The 21,016-nt window shown below is 37.9% G+C and carries 23 protein-coding genes; all 23 read right to left on the minus strand.

The window, feature by feature from the left end:
* A complete protein-coding gene (gene fabF, locus FGK96_RS08865) occupies positions 1-1,233 on the minus strand; it encodes a beta-ketoacyl-ACP synthase II (RefSeq protein WP_138083183.1) in 1,233 nt (410 codons plus the stop codon).
* 16 nt (positions 1,234-1,249) lie between these two features.
* A complete protein-coding gene (gene fabG / locus FGK96_RS08870; RefSeq protein ID WP_138083185.1) occupies positions 1,250-1,984 on the minus strand; it encodes a 3-oxoacyl-[acyl-carrier-protein] reductase in 735 nt (244 codons plus the stop codon).
* Complete coding sequence (gene fabD, locus FGK96_RS08875) at positions 1,975-2,916, minus strand: ACP S-malonyltransferase (protein WP_138083187.1); 942 nt, start codon at positions 2,914-2,916, stop codon at positions 1,975-1,977. The genes fabG and fabD overlap by 10 nt, the downstream gene beginning before the upstream one ends.
* 28 nt (positions 2,917-2,944) lie before the next feature.
* The gene (gene fabK / locus FGK96_RS08880; protein WP_138083189.1) at positions 2,945-3,913 is read right to left on the minus strand and encodes an enoyl-[acyl-carrier-protein] reductase FabK; all 969 of its coding nucleotides are present in this window, start codon (positions 3,911-3,913) and stop codon (positions 2,945-2,947) included.
* A gap of 140 nt (positions 3,914-4,053) precedes the next feature.
* A complete protein-coding gene (locus tag FGK96_RS08885; RefSeq protein WP_138083191.1) occupies positions 4,054-4,278 on the minus strand; it encodes an acyl carrier protein in 225 nt (74 codons plus the stop codon).
* Between the two features lie 60 nt (positions 4,279-4,338).
* The gene (locus tag FGK96_RS08890; protein ID WP_138083193.1) at positions 4,339-5,313 is read right to left on the minus strand and encodes a beta-ketoacyl-ACP synthase III; all 975 of its coding nucleotides are present in this window, start codon (positions 5,311-5,313) and stop codon (positions 4,339-4,341) included.
* A complete protein-coding gene (locus FGK96_RS08895; protein ID WP_003085625.1) occupies positions 5,313-5,747 on the minus strand; it encodes a MarR family winged helix-turn-helix transcriptional regulator in 435 nt (144 codons plus the stop codon). Before FGK96_RS08895 ends, FGK96_RS08890 begins: the two co-directional genes overlap by 1 nt.
* A gap of 73 nt (positions 5,748-5,820) precedes the next feature.
* Positions 5,821-6,612, minus strand: coding sequence for an enoyl-CoA hydratase (locus FGK96_RS08900; protein ID WP_138083195.1), 792 nt, complete (start codon positions 6,610-6,612; stop codon positions 5,821-5,823).
* A 163-nt stretch (positions 6,613-6,775) separates the two neighbouring features.
* Positions 6,776-7,915 carry a molecular chaperone DnaJ gene (gene dnaJ, locus FGK96_RS08905; protein WP_138083197.1) on the minus strand — a complete coding sequence of 380 codons (1,140 nt, stop codon included), beginning with the start codon at positions 7,913-7,915 and terminating at the stop codon, positions 6,776-6,778.
* 417 nt (positions 7,916-8,332) lie between these two features.
* Entirely contained in the window at positions 8,333-10,159 is a 1,827-nt protein-coding gene (dnaK, locus tag FGK96_RS08910; RefSeq protein WP_138083199.1) for a molecular chaperone DnaK, read from the minus strand.
* Between the two features lie 85 nt (positions 10,160-10,244).
* Complete coding sequence (gene grpE / locus FGK96_RS08915) at positions 10,245-10,784, minus strand: nucleotide exchange factor GrpE (protein ID WP_138083201.1); 540 nt, start codon at positions 10,782-10,784, stop codon at positions 10,245-10,247.
* 43 nt (positions 10,785-10,827) lie between these two features.
* Positions 10,828-11,862, minus strand: a complete 1,035-nt coding sequence (gene hrcA, locus FGK96_RS08920) for a heat-inducible transcriptional repressor HrcA (protein ID WP_138083203.1) — start codon at positions 11,860-11,862, stop codon at positions 10,828-10,830.
* 131 nt (positions 11,863-11,993) lie between these two features.
* Positions 11,994-12,581 (minus strand): glucosaminidase domain-containing protein, encoded by a 588-nt coding sequence (locus FGK96_RS08925; RefSeq protein ID WP_138083205.1) that lies wholly within the window; start codon positions 12,579-12,581, stop codon positions 11,994-11,996.
* Positions 12,578-13,333, minus strand: a complete 756-nt coding sequence (locus FGK96_RS08930) for a M15 family metallopeptidase (RefSeq protein ID WP_138083207.1) — start codon at positions 13,331-13,333, stop codon at positions 12,578-12,580. Before FGK96_RS08930 ends, FGK96_RS08925 begins: the two co-directional genes overlap by 4 nt.
* Entirely contained in the window at positions 13,323-14,030 is a 708-nt protein-coding gene (locus tag FGK96_RS08935; RefSeq protein ID WP_138083209.1) for a histidine phosphatase family protein, read from the minus strand. The genes FGK96_RS08930 and FGK96_RS08935 overlap by 11 nt, the downstream gene beginning before the upstream one ends.
* Positions 14,031-14,158: 128 nt before the next feature.
* Positions 14,159-14,308 (minus strand): CsbD family protein, encoded by a 150-nt coding sequence (locus tag FGK96_RS08940; RefSeq protein ID WP_138083211.1) that lies wholly within the window; start codon positions 14,306-14,308, stop codon positions 14,159-14,161.
* 92 nt (positions 14,309-14,400) lie between these two features.
* Positions 14,401-15,738: a PFL family protein gene (locus FGK96_RS08945; RefSeq protein WP_138083213.1), complete on the minus strand. Its 1,338-nt coding sequence runs from the start codon at positions 15,736-15,738 to the stop codon at positions 14,401-14,403.
* 14 nt (positions 15,739-15,752) lie between these two features.
* Entirely contained in the window at positions 15,753-16,019 is a 267-nt protein-coding gene (locus FGK96_RS08950) for an ACT domain-containing protein (protein ID WP_138083215.1), read from the minus strand.
* Between the two features lie 357 nt (positions 16,020-16,376).
* On the minus strand, positions 16,377-16,613 hold the full coding sequence (locus FGK96_RS08955; protein ID WP_003085174.1) for a GlsB/YeaQ/YmgE family stress response membrane protein: 237 nt from the start codon (positions 16,611-16,613) through the stop codon (positions 16,377-16,379).
* Between the two features lie 64 nt (positions 16,614-16,677).
* Positions 16,678-17,613, minus strand: coding sequence for a DMT family transporter (locus tag FGK96_RS08960; RefSeq protein ID WP_138083217.1), 936 nt, complete (start codon positions 17,611-17,613; stop codon positions 16,678-16,680).
* A gap of 173 nt (positions 17,614-17,786) precedes the next feature.
* On the minus strand, positions 17,787-19,226 hold the full coding sequence (gatB, locus tag FGK96_RS08965) for an Asp-tRNA(Asn)/Glu-tRNA(Gln) amidotransferase subunit GatB (protein WP_138083219.1): 1,440 nt from the start codon (positions 19,224-19,226) through the stop codon (positions 17,787-17,789).
* Positions 19,226-20,692 (minus strand): Asp-tRNA(Asn)/Glu-tRNA(Gln) amidotransferase subunit GatA, encoded by a 1,467-nt coding sequence (gene gatA / locus FGK96_RS08970; protein ID WP_138083221.1) that lies wholly within the window; start codon positions 20,690-20,692, stop codon positions 19,226-19,228. The genes gatB and gatA overlap by 1 nt, the downstream gene beginning before the upstream one ends.
* The gene (gene gatC / locus FGK96_RS08975) at positions 20,692-20,994 is read right to left on the minus strand and encodes an Asp-tRNA(Asn)/Glu-tRNA(Gln) amidotransferase subunit GatC (RefSeq protein WP_003083222.1); all 303 of its coding nucleotides are present in this window, start codon (positions 20,992-20,994) and stop codon (positions 20,692-20,694) included. Before gatC ends, gatA begins: the two co-directional genes overlap by 1 nt.
* Between the last annotated feature and the right edge of the window lie 22 nt (positions 20,995-21,016).

The following is a 21,016-nucleotide window of genomic DNA, read 5'->3' on the forward strand; positions in this document are numbered from 1 at the left end:
TTATTCCTCCCACTTTTTGAAAGCTAATACTGCATTATGCCCACCAAAACCAAAAGTGTTTGAAATGGCATAATGGATTTCTTTTTCTTGTCCTTGTCCAAATATCACATTTGCTTCAATATCGTCAGATAGTTCTCGTGTCCCAGCTGTCATCGGAACATAATCATTGCGCATTGCTTCCACAGTTGCAATAGCTTCAATCGCACCAGCTGCTCCTAAAAGGTGGCCAGTAAATGATTTGGTTGATGATACAGGCACTTCCTTACCAAGTACTGCCACAATAGCTTGACTTTCTCCTTTTTCATTTGCAGGAGTTGAAGTTCCGTGGGCATTTACATAGTCAATAGTGTCAGCAGAAATTGAAGCTTCTTCTAATGCAAGTTTAATAGCTTTACGAGCACCTAAACCTTCCGGATGAGGCGATGTCATATGATAAGAATCGCAAGTATTTCCATAACCCACAATCTCCGCAAGAATAGTCGCACCTCGTTTTTGAGCGTGTTCAAGACTTTCTAAAACTAGCATGCCTGAACCTTCTCCCATAACAAAGCCATTTCGATCTTTATCAAAAGGAATCGAAGCACGTGTAGGATTTTCTGTAGTGGATAAAGCAGTTAAACTTTGGAAACCAGCAATGGCAAATTTAGATATAGCTGCTTCTGCTCCACCAGTTATCATAATATCTTGTAAGCCGAATTTGATAAGATGAAAAGCATCGCCAATGGCATCATTTGATGATGCACAAGCTGTATTAATTGATTTACAAATACCATGGGCTCCTACTCGCATAGCAACATTTCCTGCTGCCATATTCGGCAAGGCTTTGGGTAATGTCATTGGTTTAACGCGACGGGGCCCTTTTTCATGTAGACGAATGACCTGCTCTTCAATTTCCTGAATGCCACCAATCCCCGTCGCCACAATGACACCGAAACGATCCGAATTAATTGTTTCTAGATCTAATTTAGCGTTATTTACCGCTTCATTAGCCGCATACAATGCATAAAGAGAATAAGTATCAAATCGATTTAAATCTTTTTTTACAAAATACTTATCAAATGGAAAGTCATTCACTTCAGCGGCATTTTTTACAGCAAAATCACTGGTATCAAATTTTGTAATTGGGCCAATACCAATTTTACCATTTTTCAAGCTTGACCAAAAGTCTTTAGGGGTATTTCCAATCGGAGATGTCAGGCCATATCCTGTTATTACTACTCGCTTAAATGTCATTTTTATTACCTCAATCTTATTGCATGGTCATTCCGCCATCAATGGCGATAACTTGACCTGTGATATAACTTTGACTAGCTAAATAACTTGTCAATTTAGCGACTTCTTCAGCCTTCCCAATTCGTTTCATAGGAATTTGACTAAGAATAGCCTCTCTTGTTTTTTCCGATAACACATCAGTCATATCTGATTCAATAAATCCTGGAGCAATAGCATTGACAGTAATTCCGCGTCCTGCCACTTCTCTAGCAACTGATTTTGTAAAACCAATCAATCCTGCTTTTGAAGCTGCATAATTGGCTTGACCAATATTCCCAGTTAAGCCAACTACACTAGACAGGTTGATAATAGCACCTTGTCGTGCTTTTGACATCGGTTTTAAGACTGATTTTGTCATATTAAATGCTCCGGTTAAATTAATTCTTAACACAGTCTCAAAATCTTCCTGAGTCATTTTTAATAAGAGTTTATCATAGGTAATACCAGCATTATTAATGAGAATGTCTACTGATCCAAATAATTCAATAGCTTCATTAATCATTCGCTCAGCGTCTTTTTGATCTGAAACGTCTCCAGAAATAAAGAATACCTTACCCTCAAATACTTCAAAAGATGATAAAACTTCTGGTGCCACAGATGATCTGCCATTTAAGATGACATTAGCTCCCAATTGAGCAAATTCTTTTGCAATAGCTAAGCCGATACCTCGAGTTGATCCAGTAATAAAAATATTTTTACCTTTTACATCCATTTCTTTTCTTTCCTACCTTCTAAATAGTGTCGCAATGAAGCTATATCTTCAATACTAGTTGTTTCTAAGCTTTTATCAATTTTTTTAATGAAGCCACTTAAAATACTTCCAGGACCAATCTCAATCACTTGGTCGCAACCTCTCTCCTGAAGTTTTTTGATGCTCTCATAAAACCTGACTGGTTCCATAACTTGGCGAGCTAATAATTGAGGAACTTCATCTCGGTTCATAACATCTGCTTCCGTATTCCCAATTAAAGGACATTCGAAATCTTTAAAGTCTATTTTTCCCAATTCTTGACTTAGTTTAATGCTGGCTGATTCTAACAAAGCTGTATGAAATGGTCCAGAAACATTAAGTGGAATCAAACGTTTAACTCCTCTTTCCTTTAAAAGCTCAACCGCTTCATTAACTGCTTCAGTTTGGCCTCCTATAACTATCTGACCAGGTGTATTATAGTTAGCCGGTGATACAACCCCTTTATGCGATGCCAATTGACATACTTTTTCAATCAGTTCAGCAGGGGTGTTCAATACAGCTACCATTTTACCTGAACCTACTGGAGCAGCTTCTTCCATGAATTGACCACGTTTAGCAACTAATTGCAAAGCCTCCTCAAAAGAGATAGCTCCTGACGCTACTAAAGCCGAATATTCTCCAAGGGAAAGTCCTGCTACCATATCAGGTTTGATATCAAAACTTGTTAATACTCGGTAAATAGCAATTGAAGTCGTCAAAATCGCTGGTTGTGTGTAACGAGTTTGATTTAGTTTTTCAGCATCTGTATCAATTAGCTGTCGTAAATCATAACCTAGTAATTCTTGAGCTTGATCAAAGGTTTTCTTGGCAATAGGATAGGTCTCATAAAAGTCGTGACCCATACCTATTTTTTGAGCTCCCTGTCCTGCAAATAAAAAAGCAATTTTTGTCATTTATCATCCTCGTCTATGTCAAAATGATTTAGTCTATCTTAATGGTTTCCCAACGCTTAAATTCTTGTTGAATAACAGCTGCTGCTCCATAGAAGATATCTTCAATGATCGCTTGACAACTTTCTTCTTTTTGAATTAAGCCAGCAATTTGACCAGCCATAACGGATCCATTAACCACATCACCGTCAACAACAGCGTTTCGCAAAGCTCCAGCTCCCATTTCTTCAATATCTTGAACTGTACGTTTATCCGCTAAAAACTCTTTTTCAGCTTTTGCATAAGCCGATGTCAATTTATTTTTTAAGGCACGTACTGGGTGTCCAACAACTTGGGCAGATACAATAGTGTCGATATCTTTTGCTTTTAAAATTTTATCCTTGAAATTCTGATGAGCATTTGATTCTTTTGCAACAACAAAACGTGTTCCAACTTGTACAGCTTCCGCTCCAAGCATAAAGGCTGCAGCGGCTCCTTGTCCGTCAGCAATCCCTCCAGCTGCAACAACTGGTATAGAAATACTGTCCACCACTTGGCGCACCAATGTCATAGTAGTCAATTTCCCAATATGACCCCCAGCTTCCATTCCTTCAGTAATGACTGCATCAACTCCTAATTTTTCCATACGTTTTGCCAGTGCAACACTTGGAACTACCGGAATCACAATGATTCCTGCTTGGTGCAATCTCTCCATGTATTTACCAGGATTCCCCGCACCAGTCGTTACCACTTTAACACCTTCTTCAATCACTAAGTCAACTATATCATCCGCAAAGGGTGAAAGTAGCATAATATTGACACCAAATGGCTTATCGGTAATTGATTTAACGCGGTCAATATTGGCCTTAACGACTTCTTTTGGTGCGTTTCCTCCACCAATAATGCCTAAGCCACCAGCATTGGAAACTGCTCCCGCAAGGTCACCATCTGCAACCCAAGCCATCCCTCCTTGAAAAATAGGGTATTCAATATCTAGTAATTCTGTAATACGTGTTTTCATAGTATCCTTCTCTTGCCGTAAAATAATTTGATAATCAAACTATATAGAAATAAAGAAAGAGTGAGTTAGGTCCTTTTGACAGGGGGCTAATCTCACCCTCAATGATATGATGTCTCGTCATATACTTAAAAAGCTAAGTTTTATTTTGTTTTTTCTTCAACATAGGCAACCAAATCACCTACAGTATTCAAACCTTCTTCAGTTTCAATTTGAATATCAAAAGCATCTTCAATCTCTGAAATGACTTGGAATACATCGAGTGAATCAGCATCTAAGTCATCAAAAGTTGTTTCCATTTTGATTTCCTCTGCTTCTTTACCAAGTTCTTCAACGATAATTTCTTGTACTTTTTCAAATACTGACATTATATTTCTCCTTAAATATTCTTTATTTATTTTTATAATGTGCAAAGGCACATAATATAACTAGATTTTAACAATTAGACTTCCCCATGTCAAACCTCCACCAAAACCAGAAAGTAAGACAGTTTGGCTACCATCTAATAAAATATGACCATCTTGAACTGCCTCTGATAGGAGAATTGGTATACTAGCTGCGCTAGTATTACCATAGTTCATCATATTTTCTAAAAATTTCTCACGAGGACAAGCAATCTTTCTAGCCATTTTATCTAAAATGCGTCGATTTGCTTGATGAAGTAAGAAATAATCAATATTTTCTTTCGATAATGAGGAATCTTCTATCAACTGCTTGATGTTTTTGGCAACATCTCGAATAGCAAAATCAAAGATAGCTCTTCCATCCATTCGGATAAAAGGAGAACTGTCCGTTTCATCAGAAAAAGGTGAATTCAATCCACTCTGTCCAGATGTTAAGCTAGAGCCTCTTCTACCGTCAGTATTCAAAGACTCAGCTAAAAAATGACAAGTTTCAGATGATTCTAACAAAACACCCCCAGCACCATCACCAAAAAGAACAGCGGTTGAACGGTCTGACCAGTCTAAGCTCTTAGAAAGAGTTTCAGCTCCGATAACCATTCCTTTTTGATAAGCCCCTGAACTAATCAACTTGTCTGCCATTGCTAAGGCAAAGACAAAGCCACTACAAGCAGCAGTCATATCAAAAGCAAAAGCTTTTGTTGCACCAGTATAAGCTTGCACCTTAGCTGCTACTGAAGGCATAACGGTATCAGCAGAAATTGTCGCAACAATAATAAAATCAATATCAGTAGCTTGATAATCTGATTTTTCTAGCAATTGCTGAGCAACCTGACTAGCTAAATCACTAGTCGTTTCCGATTTTGTTATACGTCGTTTTCTAATGCCTGTCCTTGAAGAAATCCACTCATCGTTTGTCTCTAAAATACTGGTCAAGTCCTCATTACTAACCACTTGATCGGGTAAATAATGAGCTACCTGACTAATTTTTGAATAAGGCATTAAACCAAGTCCTCCAGAAACTGATGTAAATTTTCTAAGCCTCTTAGAAGGGCTTTCATAGCTTCTTCATCCATGTCTGCAACAACGTGTCCGACCATGTTTTTATGAAATTGAGCATGTAAACGATCCAAGAGTCTTCCTTTTTTCGTCAAATTTAAATAGACAACTCGACGGTCTGAACTGGAGCGTCTTCGCTCAATATAGCCTTTAGCTTCGAGTTTGTTGAGACTAGTGGTTACAGTGCCTAAAGTCACCATAAGCTCCCTAGCGATATCACTTGGAGTAACATTTTCAAACTTTCCAATAATTTCAATAGTATGCATTTCTTTTATAGAAACATCCTTGAACTGGCTAGTTTTCAAACTCATTTCTTCAATGACCAAAATCCGATTGAACACATCAACTAGGTAGTCATTTATTTTTGTATATTCCAAGTTGTCACCTCCCAACAATAAACTTTGACTATCAAATTATATCAAACACCAAAGTATTTTGCAAGGTTTTACTCTATTTTCCTTGAAATTTAGGTAATCGTCTTTCCGAGAAAGCTCTAACACCTTCCTTGAAATCCTCTTTGAAAGCAAGTTGTTCTTGGAGGTCCAATTCTAGACGAGCATAATCAGTCCACTCTTTAAAAAAACTTTCCCAAATAAGCTTTTTCATAGCAGCGTAGGAATTTGATGAGCCACGTCTTAATCTTTTTAAGAGTTGGCTTAATGTTTTTTCAAGCTCTAGACTTTCAACTGCTTTATAAACAAAACCATATTCTTGAGCCTTTTCAGCTGTTACCCCTTCTCCTGTCATAACCAGATGAGTGGCTCGATTAAGTCCTACCGCCCTTGTCAAAAAGAAGAGTCCACCAGCATCCGGAGCTAAAGCAACATTAACAAAAGCTTGGATAAACTTTGTTTTCAGACTTGAAATACAAAAATCAACTGCTAGAGCCATGTTTGCTGCTGCTCCTGCAACTGCTCCATCGGTACACATGATTACTGGCTTCGCTAATTGCTTGATTGCAAAGGAGATTTCCTGAACTAATTTAGCAATATCCACAAGTGACTGGATGTCGTCATCAGCCACAGCTTTTTCCATTTCAACCAGATCCCCACCCACAGAGAAAACTGAACCCTTAGCCTTAATAATCAAAAAACGTATAGCATCATCACTAGCAACAGTCTTGATTGCATGTAGTATCTCCTGACACATAGGAACGTTGAAACCATTTGATACTTCCGGTCTGTTGAGAGTTAAAACAGCTAAGTCACTTTCTTTTTCAAACATAATATTTTGAAATGTCATATTAGCCTACTTTCTTATTTTATTTGATCACAAAATTATTTTTATATAAAGTTATTTGATAATCAAACTAAATATGTTTAATATTCTACACCACATATTCCAAAGATGCAAGTTTTTTTCAAAAAAAAATAACTTAGAAGAGTATCTTCTAAGTTATGATTTTTTAAATATCTTCTAAAGCATCCTTCATTTTATCAAAGAAACCTTTTTTCTTTGGTGTGCTAACTTCTTGGCCACTTGCTTGCGCAAAAGCTTGAAGAGCTTCTTTTTGTTTATCATTTAGTTTGGTTGGAGTTACAATATTAATTGTAACATGCTGATCGCCTTGTCCTGCACCCCGAAGTTTAGGAGCACCTTTGCCTTTCAAGCGGAAAACTTTTCCTGTTTGCGTTCCTGCAGGAATAGCCATTTCAACATCTCCATGAACTGTAGGGATATCGACTACATCTCCCAAAGCAGCTTGTACAAAGCTAATGTTCATCGTATAGTAAATGGTTGAGCCGTTCCGTTCGAATTTCTTACTTGGAAGAACATTTAAGACCACGAATAAGTCTCCATAAGGACCTCCATTAAACCCTGCCTCACCTTGACCTTGCAAACGAATCTGTTGGCCTGTTTCTACTCCTGCTGGTATTTTAACAGAAACTTTATGAGTCTCTTTTTCATGACCTGTTCCATGACAAGTTTGACATGGTTCTTTAATTTCTTGTCCTGTTCCATGACAAACATCACAGGTTACTTGACGACGCATCATTCCAAGTGGTGTTTGAGTGTCTACATTGATAACACCCGAACCATGACAGCGACCACACGTTACAGGACTAGTTCCTGGTTTAGCACCTGAGCCAGCACACGTATGACAAGTTGCTTCACGATGATAAGAAACTTCTTTTTCAGCTCCGAAAATAGCCTCTTCAAAGGATAGGTTAACGCGGTACTGTAAATCGTCACCTTGTCTTGGAGCATTAGGATTACGCATCCCGCCGCCCCCTCCAAAGAAACTGGAGAAAATATCTTCAAAGCCACCGAATCCAGAGCCATCAAAACCACCGAATCCACCAGCACCGCCACCAAAACCACCTTGTGCGCCTGCTGCACCATATTGGTCATAAGCAGCTCGTTTTTGTGAGTCACTCAAAGTTTCATATGCTTCCTGAATGTCTTTATATTTTTGCTCAGCTCCAGTTTCTTTATTGATGTCTGGATGGTACTTTTTTGACATCTTCCGATAAGCTTTTTTAATTTCATCTTGCGAGGCATTCTTTGATACCCCCAAGCGGTCATAAAATTCTGTATTATTCATAGTATTAAGATATAAAAGTCGTTAATATCTCCACAAAAATAAGAACAAGAGTCAAGTATTTGCCTCTAGAAAATTCCTTTTTATAGAGCTGCGGCCCATTTAAGCACATTTAGCTGCCCGCCTTCACATGAACGACCGTGTTCAGCTTTTGAACACCTTGATTCCTTTCTGTATGATTAAAAGGTAAACCTAATCAATTAGCCAAAAACAGAGGTCTGGTAAAACCTCTGACTTTGGATATTTTACTCATCATAGACTGAGACAATACAAAGTCTCACCCAAATATCGATTATTGTTTTATTAAACAGGAGGAGAGACAATCACGCATTTTCAAATGATTACCTCGCCTTTTTACTAACTTCAACACCTAATAATATAAGGAACTAGCTTAGATTAGCTCTGTCTAATAGGATAAGCTTATTTTTCAGTAAACTCACCATCAACAACATCATCGCCTTTATTTGAATCTGTTGATTGTGTTTCTTCTGTTCCTTGAGCGGCTTGTTGTGCTGCTGCCGCTTGTTCATACATTTTAACTGCAAGCCCTTGTGCTTTTTCGTTGAGTGCTTCAAGTTTCGCTTTCATATCTTCAAGGTTGCCAGATTCTTGCGCTTTCTTCAATTCATCAAGAGCTGATTGTGCAGCATCACGTTCAGTATCGAAGCCCTTACCTTCTGTTTCTTTGATTGTTTTTTCAGTTGCAAAGATAGCTTGGTCTACTTCGTTCTTAAGATCTACTTCTTCTTTACGTTTAGCATCTGCTTCTGCATTTGCTTCTGCATCTTTCATCATGCGGTCAATTTCCTCTTCTGAAAGACCGTCGTTTGACTTAATAACGATGTGTTGCTCTTTTTGTGTGCCAAGGTCTTTTGCTTTTACAGAAACAATACCATTTTTATCAATGTCAAAAGTTACTTCGATTTGTGGAATACCACGAGGAGCTGCAGGAATATCTGTCAATTGGAAGCGTCCAAGAGTCTTGTTGTCTGCTGCCATTGGGCGTTCCCCTTGGAGAACGTGGATATCAACGGCTGGTTGATTGTCTGCAGCTGTTGAGAAAACTTGTGATTTAGATGTTGGGATAGTTGTGTTACGGTCAATCAATTTAGTGAAGACACCACCCATAGTTTCGATACCAAGTGATAGTGGGGTAACATCAAGAAGAACAACATCTTTAACATCTCCAGTGATGACGCCGCCTTGAATAGCAGCACCCATAGCAACAACTTCATCAGGGTTTACAGATTTATTAGGTTCTTTACCAGTCTCAGCTTTAACAGCTTCGACAACAGCTGGGATACGAGTTGAACCACCAACTAAGATAACTTCGTCAATTTCTGATAAGGATAGTCCTGCATCTGAAAGAGCTTGACGAACCGGAGTCTTAGTGCGTTCAACAAGATCACGTGTTAAATCATCAAATTTAGCACGAGACAAGCTCATTTCCAAGTGAAGCGGTCCAGCAGCTCCGGCAGTGATAAATGGTAATGAAATTTGTGTTTGAGTCACACCTGAAAGGTCTTTCTTAGCTTTTTCAGCAGCATCTTTCAAACGTTGTAAGGCCATTTTATCTTGAGATAAATCAATGCCATTTTCTTTTTTAAATTCTTCTACTAAGAAATCAATGATTTTTTGGTCAAAGTCATCCCCACCAAGTTTATTGTCACCCGCGGTAGCAAGCACATCAAAGACACCATCTCCTAGTTCAAGGATTGAAACGTCAAAGGTACCACCACCAAGGTCAAAGACCAAGATTTTTTCTTCTTTATCTGTCTTATCAAGACCGTAAGCAAGAGCTGCTGCAGTTGGTTCATTGACGATACGTTCTACTTCAAGGCCTGCAATTTTACCTGCATCTTTTGTTGCTTGACGTTGAGCATCGTTAAAGTAAGCTGGAACTGTGATAACAGCTTTTGTTACTTTTTCACCAAGGTAATCTTCAGCATAACCTTTAAGGTATTGAAGAATCATTGCAGAGATTTCCTGTGGAGTATATTCTTTTCCATTTGCTGCAACTTTCTCTGAAGTTCCCATTTTAGATTTAATAGAGATAATAGTTTCAGGGTTTGTCACTGCTTGACGTTTAGCAGCGTCACCGACAATAATTTCTCCATTTTTAAACGATACTACTGAAGGAGTTGTACGATTTCCTTCTGGGTTAGCAATAATTTTGCTTTCAGCTCCTTCAAGAACTGCTACTGCTGAGTTTGTTGTTCCTAAGTCAATACCAATAATTTTAGACATCTTATATACCTCTTTATTTTTTCTTGTACTAGGCTAGTTTAACGACTTGGCGGTCGAAAATGATTATCTGTTAAATGAATAGTTGTTAATTATAAACAAGAACCATTGCGGGTCTAAGTAATCTTTCATGAAGCTTATAGCCTTTTTGGAAAACCTCTGCAATGCTATCTGCTGGATGATTGTCATCAGCTGGCAATGTTTGCACGGCCATATGTAAATTATGGTCAAAGCTTTCTGTCGCTACTTCTTCAATTCCTTCTTCTTTTAATGCCTGAACGAGACTTTCTTGAACCATCACTAAACCTTTTTTAACATCGTCGGTTAAGCCTTCAACAGCAAGCGCGCGTTCAAGATTATCTAAGCTCGGTAAGATTTTTTTTGCTAAATCCTGTGAACGATAGCGTTGAAGGTTCTGACGTTCTTCATTAGCTCGGCGTTGAATATTTTGCATTTCAGCATGGGCACGAAGGTATTTATTTTCAAAATCTTCCGCCTTCTCAAGAGCTAATTCTAATTCTGTTTTTTCAATGGGTGCCTCAGTTTCTTCAACCTTTTTTTGCTCAGTCTCCTCGGTCACATTTTCAATTTCTTCTTTTTGAATATCTTCTTTATCTTTCTTTGACAATTGAAGGTCCTCTTTCTTTATTTTCTTTGAACAAGGTTATAAACTAATGAACCTCGTAATGATTACTGTTTAAATAGCGATAGTAATCTCTCAGTTTCACTGCCAAAATACGTCCTACCACATTAATTAAACTAACATTTCGTCGATAATTCATATCAATGGGGCCTATTAGGCTAAGTAAACCAAATCCTCGATAAGGGATAAGAAATTTATAAGTCAAAAGACTTAAGTCTGCTAAAGCTGGTTCACTACTATCAGCAACTTGAACGGTAGCCATTTCATTTTCTGCCATACTTTGGCGTATTGTCAAAGCTAAACTTTGTTCATTGTCTAAATACTGATAAGTTTGTAAGCCTGCATAATCAAGGGCATGAACCTTGCCATCTACAAAAACACTTTCTTGAAATAATCCCTTAAAAATATAATCAAACAAATCTAAAACATTATCCGTTACTGTAAAATATTTCTGAAGAACTTGAGGAATTTCAGTTCTTAGTTTGTAGTGAACATCCATTAGTTCTCGTCCTAGTAAACGTTCATCTACAATTTCCTTTAAGATGAATAAATCACGCTTTAGAAAGTTTTTAGGAATAGCAAACTGGACTGTAATCGGCTTAGATTCATCCAGATTAAGGACAGCTAAAGCATCGTGATTGGAAAGTTTAACAATTTCAAAACCTGTCAGCTTTTGCCTCGACGGCTCTACATCCAAAATAGCAACTGTATAACCTGTAATCGCAGCTAAGACATGACTTGCTTTTGCCAGTATATCCTCTAGCTTAAAGGCTTCAAAATCAAAAGCTTTCACAAGCTGATAGACATCTCTTTCATCAATACTGTCAAGATTCAAAGAATGCTCGACAAAATATTTAAACCCTGCCGCACTAGGCATTCGTCCACTTGAGGTATGAGCTTTTTCTAGCAACCCCAACTTCTCAAGCTTAGCCATTTCATTACGAATGGTCGCGCTACTCGTCTCTATACTTGCTTGCAGAGCTTTTGACCCGACCGGTTCATGAGTTTGCGTGAACAAGTCAACAATCAAATTTAGAATTTCATTCTGACGCTCTGTGATCACTAACAATCACCCCTTTCGGAATTAGCACTCAAACCTCAAGACTGCTAACTTATATTTCTATTATACTCTTAATATCCTACCTGTCAAGAAAAAACCTCAAAAAATTAGCACTCTTTTTTTAGAGTGCTAATTTATTTGTCGAACTGAGTCAAATCGTTATCTTCAATAACTTTTATTAATTTGTTAGAGTAATCTTTATCGTAAGAATAGATGTAATCTTCGAGAGCTTGAGCAGGAGCCTTATAGCCTTCTTGTGTAGCTAATTCCCGATAAAGTTGTTTATCCCAAACCTGTCCTTTACGTAGAGTTGAAAAATAATCAGCAATTGAATTCTGCCAATCAGAATAGCGGGTAAAACGAACAAAGCTATCATTTGATTGAGAGGCTACTTTCTTTGAAACATATAAGTTTGCAAATGCCTGACCAGGTCTAGCTTCCATTCCGAACAAATTATGATAACGTGAAGCTAAAAGGGTTTGTCCATTCTGACTTTCCAACAAAATTTGGCCAATAATAACCGATGATCGAATACCATAAACTTTGGCATAAGGAATAACTTCTTTGCTTATTTCTTTTATAAATTCTTTTTGAGTGTAAGGGACCTTTACCTTTTTATAAGCTTGATTAGCATGACTATTAATAACAAGTGGCAAAACGCAAGCCAGTAGAAAGAAGGCAATTATTGCTAAAAACACAGGTAATTTCAAACGCGCTCTCATTGTTTCTCCTTCAAAACCTTAATATATTCTTCTAAAGAAAGGTTATGCTTTGTCATATATGCCGCTGATTCCTTACCTACATAACGGTAATGCCAATCTTCATACCCAACGCCAGTACTTTCCTTTTTGTCATCTTTAAATCGTAGAACAAAACCATACTTAGGCGCTAAAGCAATAATTTGTTTAACAACTGCTGGATCACTTTGATTTAGCTGGTCAACTGTACTCATATCAATAGCTAGACCAGTTTGATGTTCACTAGAACCCGCAGGTTGAGAGTAGGTTTGAACCAGTTTCTCCGCGGCTTCTTGTGTTAGATTAGGATCCTTTGCCATTTCCTGAGCAAGGTAAGTCTGATAAAGCTGTGCCTGATATTCGACACTTCTATAACCAGAAATGAGATGTTCCTGAGGACTCACAGCCTGAGCTGCCGCTAAAAAATCAGCTGTTGCATCTGCAATCCTTTTATCCACATAGATACCATTAATCTCCGAAAGTTCCGGATTCATCTCTTCTTTTATATGGTCACGATTAACTAAAACTAACTCCCAGTCTTTAGCTGAAACCTTGGGTAAATCACTATTAGCTTTCGAAGTAACTGTTGTCTTTTTTTCTGTAACACTCTGACTCTCTTGAACCTTTTTAGGATTTAAAAGGGTAGCATCGCCCTTAATAAAAATATATAAGCAAAGGACAAACAAAAGCAAGGCTAAAACCTGCATCAAAAAAAGTAGTAACTTATTATTTTTCATTTGATATTTTCTCTATAATCTCTTGGCCACGATAACGATAACTCATATCACCAATAGCTTTAATGTGAAATTGTCCCTCTTCAAAGTCAACAATAGTTACACTGCCGTTATCAATAAATTGTTTTTCACGGTTAGGATCAATCAACCACATAAAAGTTCCAATTGTCATACCATGACTAACAACAATAGCATTTCCACCTCCGGAATTTTCAATGGATAAAGCGATAGCCTCAAAACCTTCATAAATCCGTTTTTTCAAAACATCCCACGACTCAGCCCAATTAGCGGTGTCGACCTCAACGATACTTTCAGCCAACTCAGAATATGGAACATCACGCATATCTTTTTTTCCTTCAAAGGCTTTAGTTCTTGGCAAAACCCCCATAAAAAGCTCTGCATCATAAGCACCATCTAGGCTACCAGAACACCATTCCCGAATTCTTTTATCTCTAGTATAGGGGAGAAATTCGTTTTCGGATTCCTTAAGAATAATCTCCATAGTTTGCATTGTTCGACCAGAATCGCTAGAGAAAGCTGCTTTAAAAGGAATGCCTGCATCTTTTAAGCCAAGGCCTAATTCTCGAATCCCCTCTTCTCCTTTTTTAGTTAAGGGGGTATCACTCCAACCTTGAGCACGACCAATTGTATTAAACATGGTTTTTCCATGACGGGCAATATATAATCTCGTTTTCGACATCTTATCCTCCCAGATTCTATAGATAATAAGATTATAGCATGATTTTGCTTTTACAGGCAATCAAATCAACGTTTAGGGTTATTTGCCACTCATGAAAAGACACCACCTAAGTGATGTCCTTCATTCGTTTATTTTTCGAATTTTTGTTTGATCTTTCCAATTTCCTTTTCGACCAAGCCTTCAACTTCTAACTTTTTATCCCCGAGGACTTTTCCAGTAGCCTCTTTAGCACGACCTTTAACTTCTTCAAATTTAGAATCTAACTTTTCTTCTGTCATTGTAAAATCCTCCTTTTATTTCCTAAAATCTTATCATTTGGAAAGAAAATTTGCAAGGAAAAACAGCAATCAACAGATTAACTAGTCTATTATCAATTTTTAAAGCTATGTATTGGTGCAGGAATCTGTCCACCGCGCGCAATAAAATCTGCTGAGGAATTTTTGTTGACAGGCATGACCGGTGCCATCCCAAGTAGGCCACCAAACTCAATCAAGTCGCCTACTTGACCTTTAGGGATAATCCGAACTGCAGTGGTCTTCTGATTTATCACACCAATTGCGGCTTCATCAGCAATCATTGCTGCGATGGTCTGATATGGTGTATCCTCTGGAATAGCAATCATATCTAATCCAACTGAACAAATAGCTGTCATTGCTTCAAGTTTCTCAAGGTTTAACGCACCATTTTGCACGGCAGCAATCATCCCCTCATCTTCAGATACCGGAATAAAAGCACCTGATAAACCACCTACTTGGTTACAAGCCATAACACCACCTTTTTTTACAGCGTCATTAAGTAAAGCTAAAGCTGCTGTAGTCCCGTGCGTTCCTACTGTTTCCAAGCCCATTTCTTCCAGAACACGCGCGACAGAATCTCCAATTGCTGGCGTTGGCGCTAAGGATAAGTCAACAATGCCAAATTTAACACCCAAACGTTCGCTAGCCATTTGCCCTACCAGCTGACCAATACGGGTAATTTTAAAGGCTGTTTTCTTAACTGTTTCTGCTAAAACATCAAAACTTTCTCCACGAACTTTTTCCAGTGCACGCTTAACAACACCAGGGCCAGATACCCCAACGTTGATGACTACATCTGCTTCACCAACACCATGAAAAGCACCTGCCATAAAAGGATTATCTTCAACAGCGTTAGCAAAAACAACCAACTTAGCGGCTCCTAGGTCTGATTTTTGGGCAGTCTCTTTAATAATACGTCCCATATCAGCGACCGCGCTCATATTAATCCCCGACTTAGTCGAACCAATATTGACAGAAGCACAGACTTTTGACGTTTCTGCTAAGGCTTGAGGAATAGAATTAATCAAAATGTCATCACCTTTTTGATAGCCTTTTTGAACCAAAGCAGAAAAACCACCAATGAAATCAACTCCAATTTCATGCGCAGCTTTATCTAGTGCTTTTGCTAATGGTAGGTAATTGGTAGCGTCTGTTGCCGCCCCAATCAAAGAAATCGGTGTAACAGACACCCTTTTATTAACAATAGGTATCCCTAATTCAGCAGCAATCTCATCTCCAATCGCTACTAAAGTTGAAGCTTTCATCGTAATTTTCTGGTAAATTTTTTCTGCCGCACGATTGATATCGGAATCAATACAATCTAAGAGGGAAATTCCCATGGTAATGGTTCGAATATCAAAATGTTGCTCCTCAATCATTTCGATGGTTTCACGAACTTGTCTAATATCCATTGGTCAATATCTCCTTATAGCTTATGCATGGCATCAAAGATCGCTGTGCTTTGGATATTTATCTTCACCTGAAGGCTTTCTCCAAAAGCATCAAACTCTTTACGTAACTGAGAAAAATCTTCCTTATTTTCACTTGATACTAGAGCCATCATTGTAAAATAATCATTTAATACAGTTTGTGAAATATCGTCAATGTTTAATCCTAAGTCTGCAATCTTTCCTGAAACTCCGGCGACAATACCTCTGTTATCCTTACCGACAACTGTAATAATAGCTTTCATGAAAGCACCTCCTTATATTTGTTACATTTTACCACAAAAGAAGTCATTATTCTAGGCTACTTAACCCTCTATACCATCTTGATTGCATCTTGATGTCAAATGTCACAGACATGCTGAATTTTGTTACCAAATTGACAGATAATTTCAATATTACTGCTCTATAATGATGATTGGGCAACCAATTAAAAAGATAAGACAATTTAAAAGTTGCTGATCACAGCACCCCTTCTCTGATAGGGGTGCATTTTTTATCTTAGGCCAATCTTTTTTCAAATACTACTAAAAATGATTTATAGTTGCCTAGTAAATACTGATATTCAATAAATTGAAGAAAAAAGCCCACTTTCTTGTGAGCTTTTACTTTTTACCTATTAAATAAGATACTAACACAACAATGATAGCTGCACCAATAATAGAGGGAAAGAGTGCCATACCCGCCAAATGAGGGCCCCAGTTCCCAAAAAGACGTTGCCCCACATATGAACCTGCAAGACCCGCTACTATATTGGCTAAACAACCCATTTGTCCGCCTTTTTCTGTAATTTTACCAGCAATCATCCCGATGATAGCGCCGACGATTAATGATCCAATCATAACTTTCTCCTTTTATATTTTCCATATTATAACATAATCTAGCTTTATAAACAGAAAAACGACCTCAGATAGGCAAATTATCTCCTTCATTCATTTTTTTAAGACTACGCATGATAAGCCAATCTCGATACGAAATCAAAAGAACATAAATCAAAATCAATAGCATTCCTATAAGATCAATCGGATAAAAAACTTCTTTTAAAAGTATAATAGCAAAGCCAACAGAGACAACTGGTTCGATAGAAGCTAACAAACTACCATTAACAGGACCAACCAAGGCTGTGCCTTTCAGAAAAATAGTATATGCAAAAATAGTCCCTATTCCTATCAAACCAAATAAAGCTAAAAGATTATAGCCCCCTAATGATAGCGGGTATTGCCAGGCTTGTGTAGCAAGTGGAAAAAAGATTCCTGAAAACAGCATCCCAAAGCCAATTACCACCAAGCTTCCCCATTTTTCAATTAGCCGTATCGGAATAATAATATATAAAGCCGCTGTTACTGCTGCTAATAACCCCCATGTTAATCCTTTTGGTGTAATGGCTAATTGTGACAGATGACCATGGGTAGCAATAATCAATGTCCCTAGGATAGCCAAAAGCATTGAAAAACACTCACTTAACGATGGCCACCTTTTTTCTACAAGCGAAACATAAACCAAAATAAAAATTGGCGATAAATATTGAAGGACTGTTGCTGTGCCTGCATTTGTGTACTGAATAGCATTCAAATAAGCATATTGATTCATTAATAAACCAAAAATAGCAAATAAAAAAATAGCAACTAGCAACTTCGGATTAGTAAGTATTTTCTTAACATTACTTTTTTGTGTGACTAAAGCCAGACCACATAAAAAAAGTCCTGACAATAATAAACGTAATGAGGTTAATAGATTAACATGGATACCATGACTCATCAAATATTGTCCTGAAACTCCTGAGATACCCCAAGCTATTCCAGCAGACAAAACCATGATACTTCCACTCCATTTTTTGGACATAACTTTCCCTTCTTTATAACTAACTAATTCTAGTGTAACACAGTTGCTTTGGCTTTAAAAGTACTCCTTATTTCATTGTTTACTTCACTCCTCATAAATGAGATACAGCTCAGCCTATAATAAAAAGGAAACAAAGCTTCCTTTTTATTATGAATCTATTTTCGTGTTTTACATTAATCTAATAATTTTTGTAGTTCCTGTGCTAACAGTTTTTGAGCGACTTGTGGGTTGGCTTGGCCTTTAGTCGCTTTCATAAGGAAACCGGTAAAAGCTTTATCCGCATTACGTTTGCCGGATTTAAAGTCAACAACCGCTGCTTCATTATCTGCAAAGACCTGATGAATAATTGGAATTAGGACTTCTGGATCTGAGATTTGTACTAAGCCAGCTTCTTGGACATATTGACGAGCGGAACCACCGTTTTTAGCCAAATGAACAAAAACTTTTTTAGCAATTTTAGATGAAATCGTACCATCTGAAATCAACTGAATCATTTCCACTAAGTTATCTGGTGTTAGCTGAATCGTTTCAATCGTTTGGTCCTGAGAATTAAGGTATTGAGCAACTTCACCTTGTAACCAATTGGAAACTTGCTTAGCATCTCCGCCAACTGCAACTGCTTGTTCAAAGAAATCAGATAAGGCCTTACTTGCTGTTAATTGATTTGCATCATAGTCAGATAAACCTAGTTTTGTGATGTAGTTGGCACGACGTTGAGCTGGAAACTCTGGTAACTCTGAGCGCATCTCTTCAATCCAAGCATCGTCAATTTCATACAAGGGTAGATCTGGTTCTGGGAAATAACGGTAGTCTGCAGCACCTTCTTTGACCCGCATTAAAATTGTTCCCTTATTAGCTTCATCATAGCGTCGTGTCTCTTGCCGAATAGTTCCACCTGAACGCAAGATTTTAGCTTGTCGTTCAACTTCGTACTCCAAACCTTTACGGACGTTAGAGAAAGAATTGAGGTTTTTCAACTCTGTTTTCGTACCAAATTCTTCTTGACCATACGGGCGAAGAGAGATGTTGGCATCCACGCGCATTGAGCCTTCTTCCATTTTCACGTCAGAAATACCGGTATACTGGATAATTTCTTTAAGAGCTGTAAGATAGGCATAGGCTTCTTCAGGAGAACGCATGTCTGCTTCTGAGACAATTTCAATTAAGGGAACACCTTGACGGTTGAGGTCAACATAGGAGTAGCCATCTGTTCCATGGGTATTTTTTCCTGCATCTTCTTCTAAGTGAGCTCTTTCAATTCTGATTTTTTTCTCAGTTCCATCTTCCAGCCTGATATCAATCCAACCATTATACCCAATAGGTTCATCAAACTGAGAAATTTGATAAGCTTTGGGATTATCAGGATAAAAATAATTCTTGCGGTCAAAGTGCATCTTTTTATGGATATCCATATTAAGAGCCAGCGAAGCTTTGATTCCCGCATCAATTACACCCTTATTCATGACTGGTAAAACACCTGGGAAAGACCAGTCAATGACGTTGGTGTTTGCGTTAGCTTCTTGCCCAAAATGTGCCGAAGAAGGTGAGAAGATTTTCGAATTGGTATTCAGTTCAACGTGAACTTCTAGTCCAATAATTGTTTCAAAATTCATTACTTGTCACCTCCAAAAATAAATGGCTGTTGCTTATGGTAGTCTGTACTAGCTTCAAAAGCTGCTGCTGCTTGATAAATTGTTTCTTCACTGTATTTTGGTCCAATTAACTGTAAGCCAACTGGCAAGCCATCTGCAAATCCTGAAGGGATTGAGATTCCTGGCAAACCAGCTAAATTAACCGGAATAGTCAATAAGTCAGCTAAATACATCGAAACAGGATCATGATTGAGAGTGTCTAGTCCAAAAGCAACTGAAGGTGTTGTTGGCCCAAGAATAAGATTATAATTAGCAAAAACTTTAGCAAAATCCTCAATAATCAAGGTACGAACTTGACCAGCTTTTTTGAAATAAGCATCATAGTAACCCGAAGATAAGCTAAAAGTTCCTAGCATAATTCGGCGTTTCACTTCATCACCAAAGCCTTGGCTACGTGTTTGTACATAGATGTCATCTAAAGATTTCGCATTCTCAGCACGGAATCCATATCTAATCCCATCAAAACGTTGTAAATTCGATGATGCTTCTGATGAAGCAATAATATAATAGACAGCTACCCCATACTTACTATGCGGAAGACTCACTTCTTCTACACGTGCTCCTAATTTTTCAAACTGTTTAGCAGCTTCTAGAATATTTTCTTTGATTTGAGGATCAATACCTTCTCCTAGATATTCTTTTGGAAGAGCAATCTTCATCCCTTTTATCTCTTGACCAATCTTGCTAGTATAGTCAGCTATCTTCACAGGCGCCGAAGTTGAATCTTTCTCATCTGGACCAGCGATAGCATTCAACATACAAGCATTTTCACTAACGGTTTGCGAAATAGGACCTATTTGATCTAAGGAAGATCCAAAGGCAATTAAGCCATAGCGAGAAACTGCCCCGTAGGTTGGTTTCATTCCCACAACACCATTAAAAGCTGCCGGTTGACGAATAGAGCCACCTGTATCCGAACCTAGAGAGAGACGGACTTGTCCTGAAGCTACTGCTGTCGCAGAGCCACCTGAAGATCCCCCAGGTACTTTAGTCTGATCCCAAGCATTTTTGGTTTTTTTGAAATAAGAAGTTTCCGTTGATCCCCCCATGGCAAACTCATCCATGTTGGTTTTTCCTATAACAATCATATCTTTAGCAAGTGCATTATCAATAGCTGTCGCGTTAAAAATAGGCTCATAATTATAAAGCATTTTTGAGGCAGCTGTTGTTAGGATACCTTTGGTCGAAATATTATCTTTGACAGCAAACGGAATTCCAGACAAAAGGTTATCAGCATCAATACCTTTATCATCTATCGCTTGCGCTTGAGCAAGTGCTGAATCTTCACTGATCGTAATAAATGAGCCGATACTATCTTCACGTTTTTTGATATCTTCAATCGTAGCAGCAGTTAATTCTTTAGCAGAAATCTCTTTTTTCACCAATAAGTCATGCAATTCTGTTAAATCTTTAGTGTTAAATGACATTAGGCATCTCCTCCATCTTCTAAAATGGCAGGTACTTTGATAAAGTTATTTTCTTTTTCTGGTACATTTTTAAACAAGAGTTGGCGATCTGTGCCAGCATGAGCTATGTCTTGTCGCATTACATTTTTTCGGTCAGCCATGGTTGTAGTAATTGCAATGCCTTCTGTGTCAACTTCATTTAATAATTCAATCATATCAACAATTTTCGTTAAGCTAGTGGCAAACGCGCTAGTCTCTTGATCAGAAAATGTTAATTTTGATAAAGTGGCTACGTGGCGCACTTCTTCTTCAGAAATTTTCATCATTTCTCCTTAGTTCTATTTT

Source organism: Streptococcus porcinus (assembly GCF_901542335.1).
Classification (GTDB): domain Bacteria; phylum Bacillota; class Bacilli; order Lactobacillales; family Streptococcaceae; genus Streptococcus; species Streptococcus porcinus_A.

Excerpts from the sequence above, each read along its gene's own strand:
- fabF (WP_138083183.1), bottom strand. The coding sequence starts at position 1,233 with ATGACATTTAAGCGAGTAGTAATAACAGGATATGGCCTGACATCTCCG.
- fabG (WP_138083185.1), bottom strand. The coding sequence starts at position 1,984 with ATGGATGTAAAAGGTAAAAATATTTTTATTACTGGATCAACTCGAGGT.
- fabD (WP_138083187.1), bottom strand. The coding sequence starts at position 2,916 with ATGACAAAAATTGCTTTTTTATTTGCAGGACAGGGAGCTCAAAAAATA.
- fabK (WP_138083189.1), bottom strand. The coding sequence starts at position 3,913 with ATGAAAACACGTATTACAGAATTACTAGATATTGAATACCCTATTTTT.
- FGK96_RS08885 (WP_138083191.1), bottom strand. The coding sequence starts at position 4,278 with ATGTCAGTATTTGAAAAAGTACAAGAAATTATCGTTGAAGAACTTGGT.
- FGK96_RS08890 (WP_138083193.1), bottom strand. The coding sequence starts at position 5,313 with ATGCCTTATTCAAAAATTAGTCAGGTAGCTCATTATTTACCCGATCAA.
- FGK96_RS08900 (WP_138083195.1), bottom strand. The coding sequence starts at position 6,612 with ATGACATTTCAAAATATTATGTTTGAAAAAGAAAGTGACTTAGCTGTT.
- dnaJ (WP_138083197.1), bottom strand. The coding sequence starts at position 7,915 with ATGAATAATACAGAATTTTATGACCGCTTGGGGGTATCAAAGAATGCC.
- dnaK (WP_138083199.1), bottom strand. The coding sequence starts at position 10,159 with ATGTCTAAAATTATTGGTATTGACTTAGGAACAACAAACTCAGCAGTA.
- FGK96_RS08925 (WP_138083205.1), bottom strand. The coding sequence starts at position 12,581 with ATGAGAGCGCGTTTGAAATTACCTGTGTTTTTAGCAATAATTGCCTTC.
- FGK96_RS08930 (WP_138083207.1), bottom strand. The coding sequence starts at position 13,333 with ATGAAAAATAATAAGTTACTACTTTTTTTGATGCAGGTTTTAGCCTTG.
- FGK96_RS08935 (WP_138083209.1), bottom strand. The coding sequence starts at position 14,030 with ATGTCGAAAACGAGATTATATATTGCCCGTCATGGAAAAACCATGTTT.
- FGK96_RS08940 (WP_138083211.1), bottom strand. The coding sequence starts at position 14,308 with ATGACAGAAGAAAAGTTAGATTCTAAATTTGAAGAAGTTAAAGGTCGT.
- FGK96_RS08945 (WP_138083213.1), bottom strand. The coding sequence starts at position 15,738 with ATGGATATTAGACAAGTTCGTGAAACCATCGAAATGATTGAGGAGCAA.
- FGK96_RS08950 (WP_138083215.1), bottom strand. The coding sequence starts at position 16,019 with ATGAAAGCTATTATTACAGTTGTCGGTAAGGATAACAGAGGTATTGTC.
- FGK96_RS08955 (WP_003085174.1), bottom strand. The coding sequence starts at position 16,613 with ATGATTGGATCATTAATCGTCGGCGCTATCATCGGGATGATTGCTGGT.
- FGK96_RS08960 (WP_138083217.1), bottom strand. The coding sequence starts at position 17,613 with ATGTCCAAAAAATGGAGTGGAAGTATCATGGTTTTGTCTGCTGGAATA.
- gatB (WP_138083219.1), bottom strand. The coding sequence starts at position 19,226 with ATGAATTTTGAAACAATTATTGGACTAGAAGTTCACGTTGAACTGAAT.
- gatA (WP_138083221.1), bottom strand. The coding sequence starts at position 20,692 with ATGTCATTTAACACTAAAGATTTAACAGAATTGCATGACTTATTGGTG.
- gatC (WP_003083222.1), bottom strand. The coding sequence starts at position 20,994 with ATGAAAATTTCTGAAGAAGAAGTGCGCCACGTAGCCACTTTATCAAAA.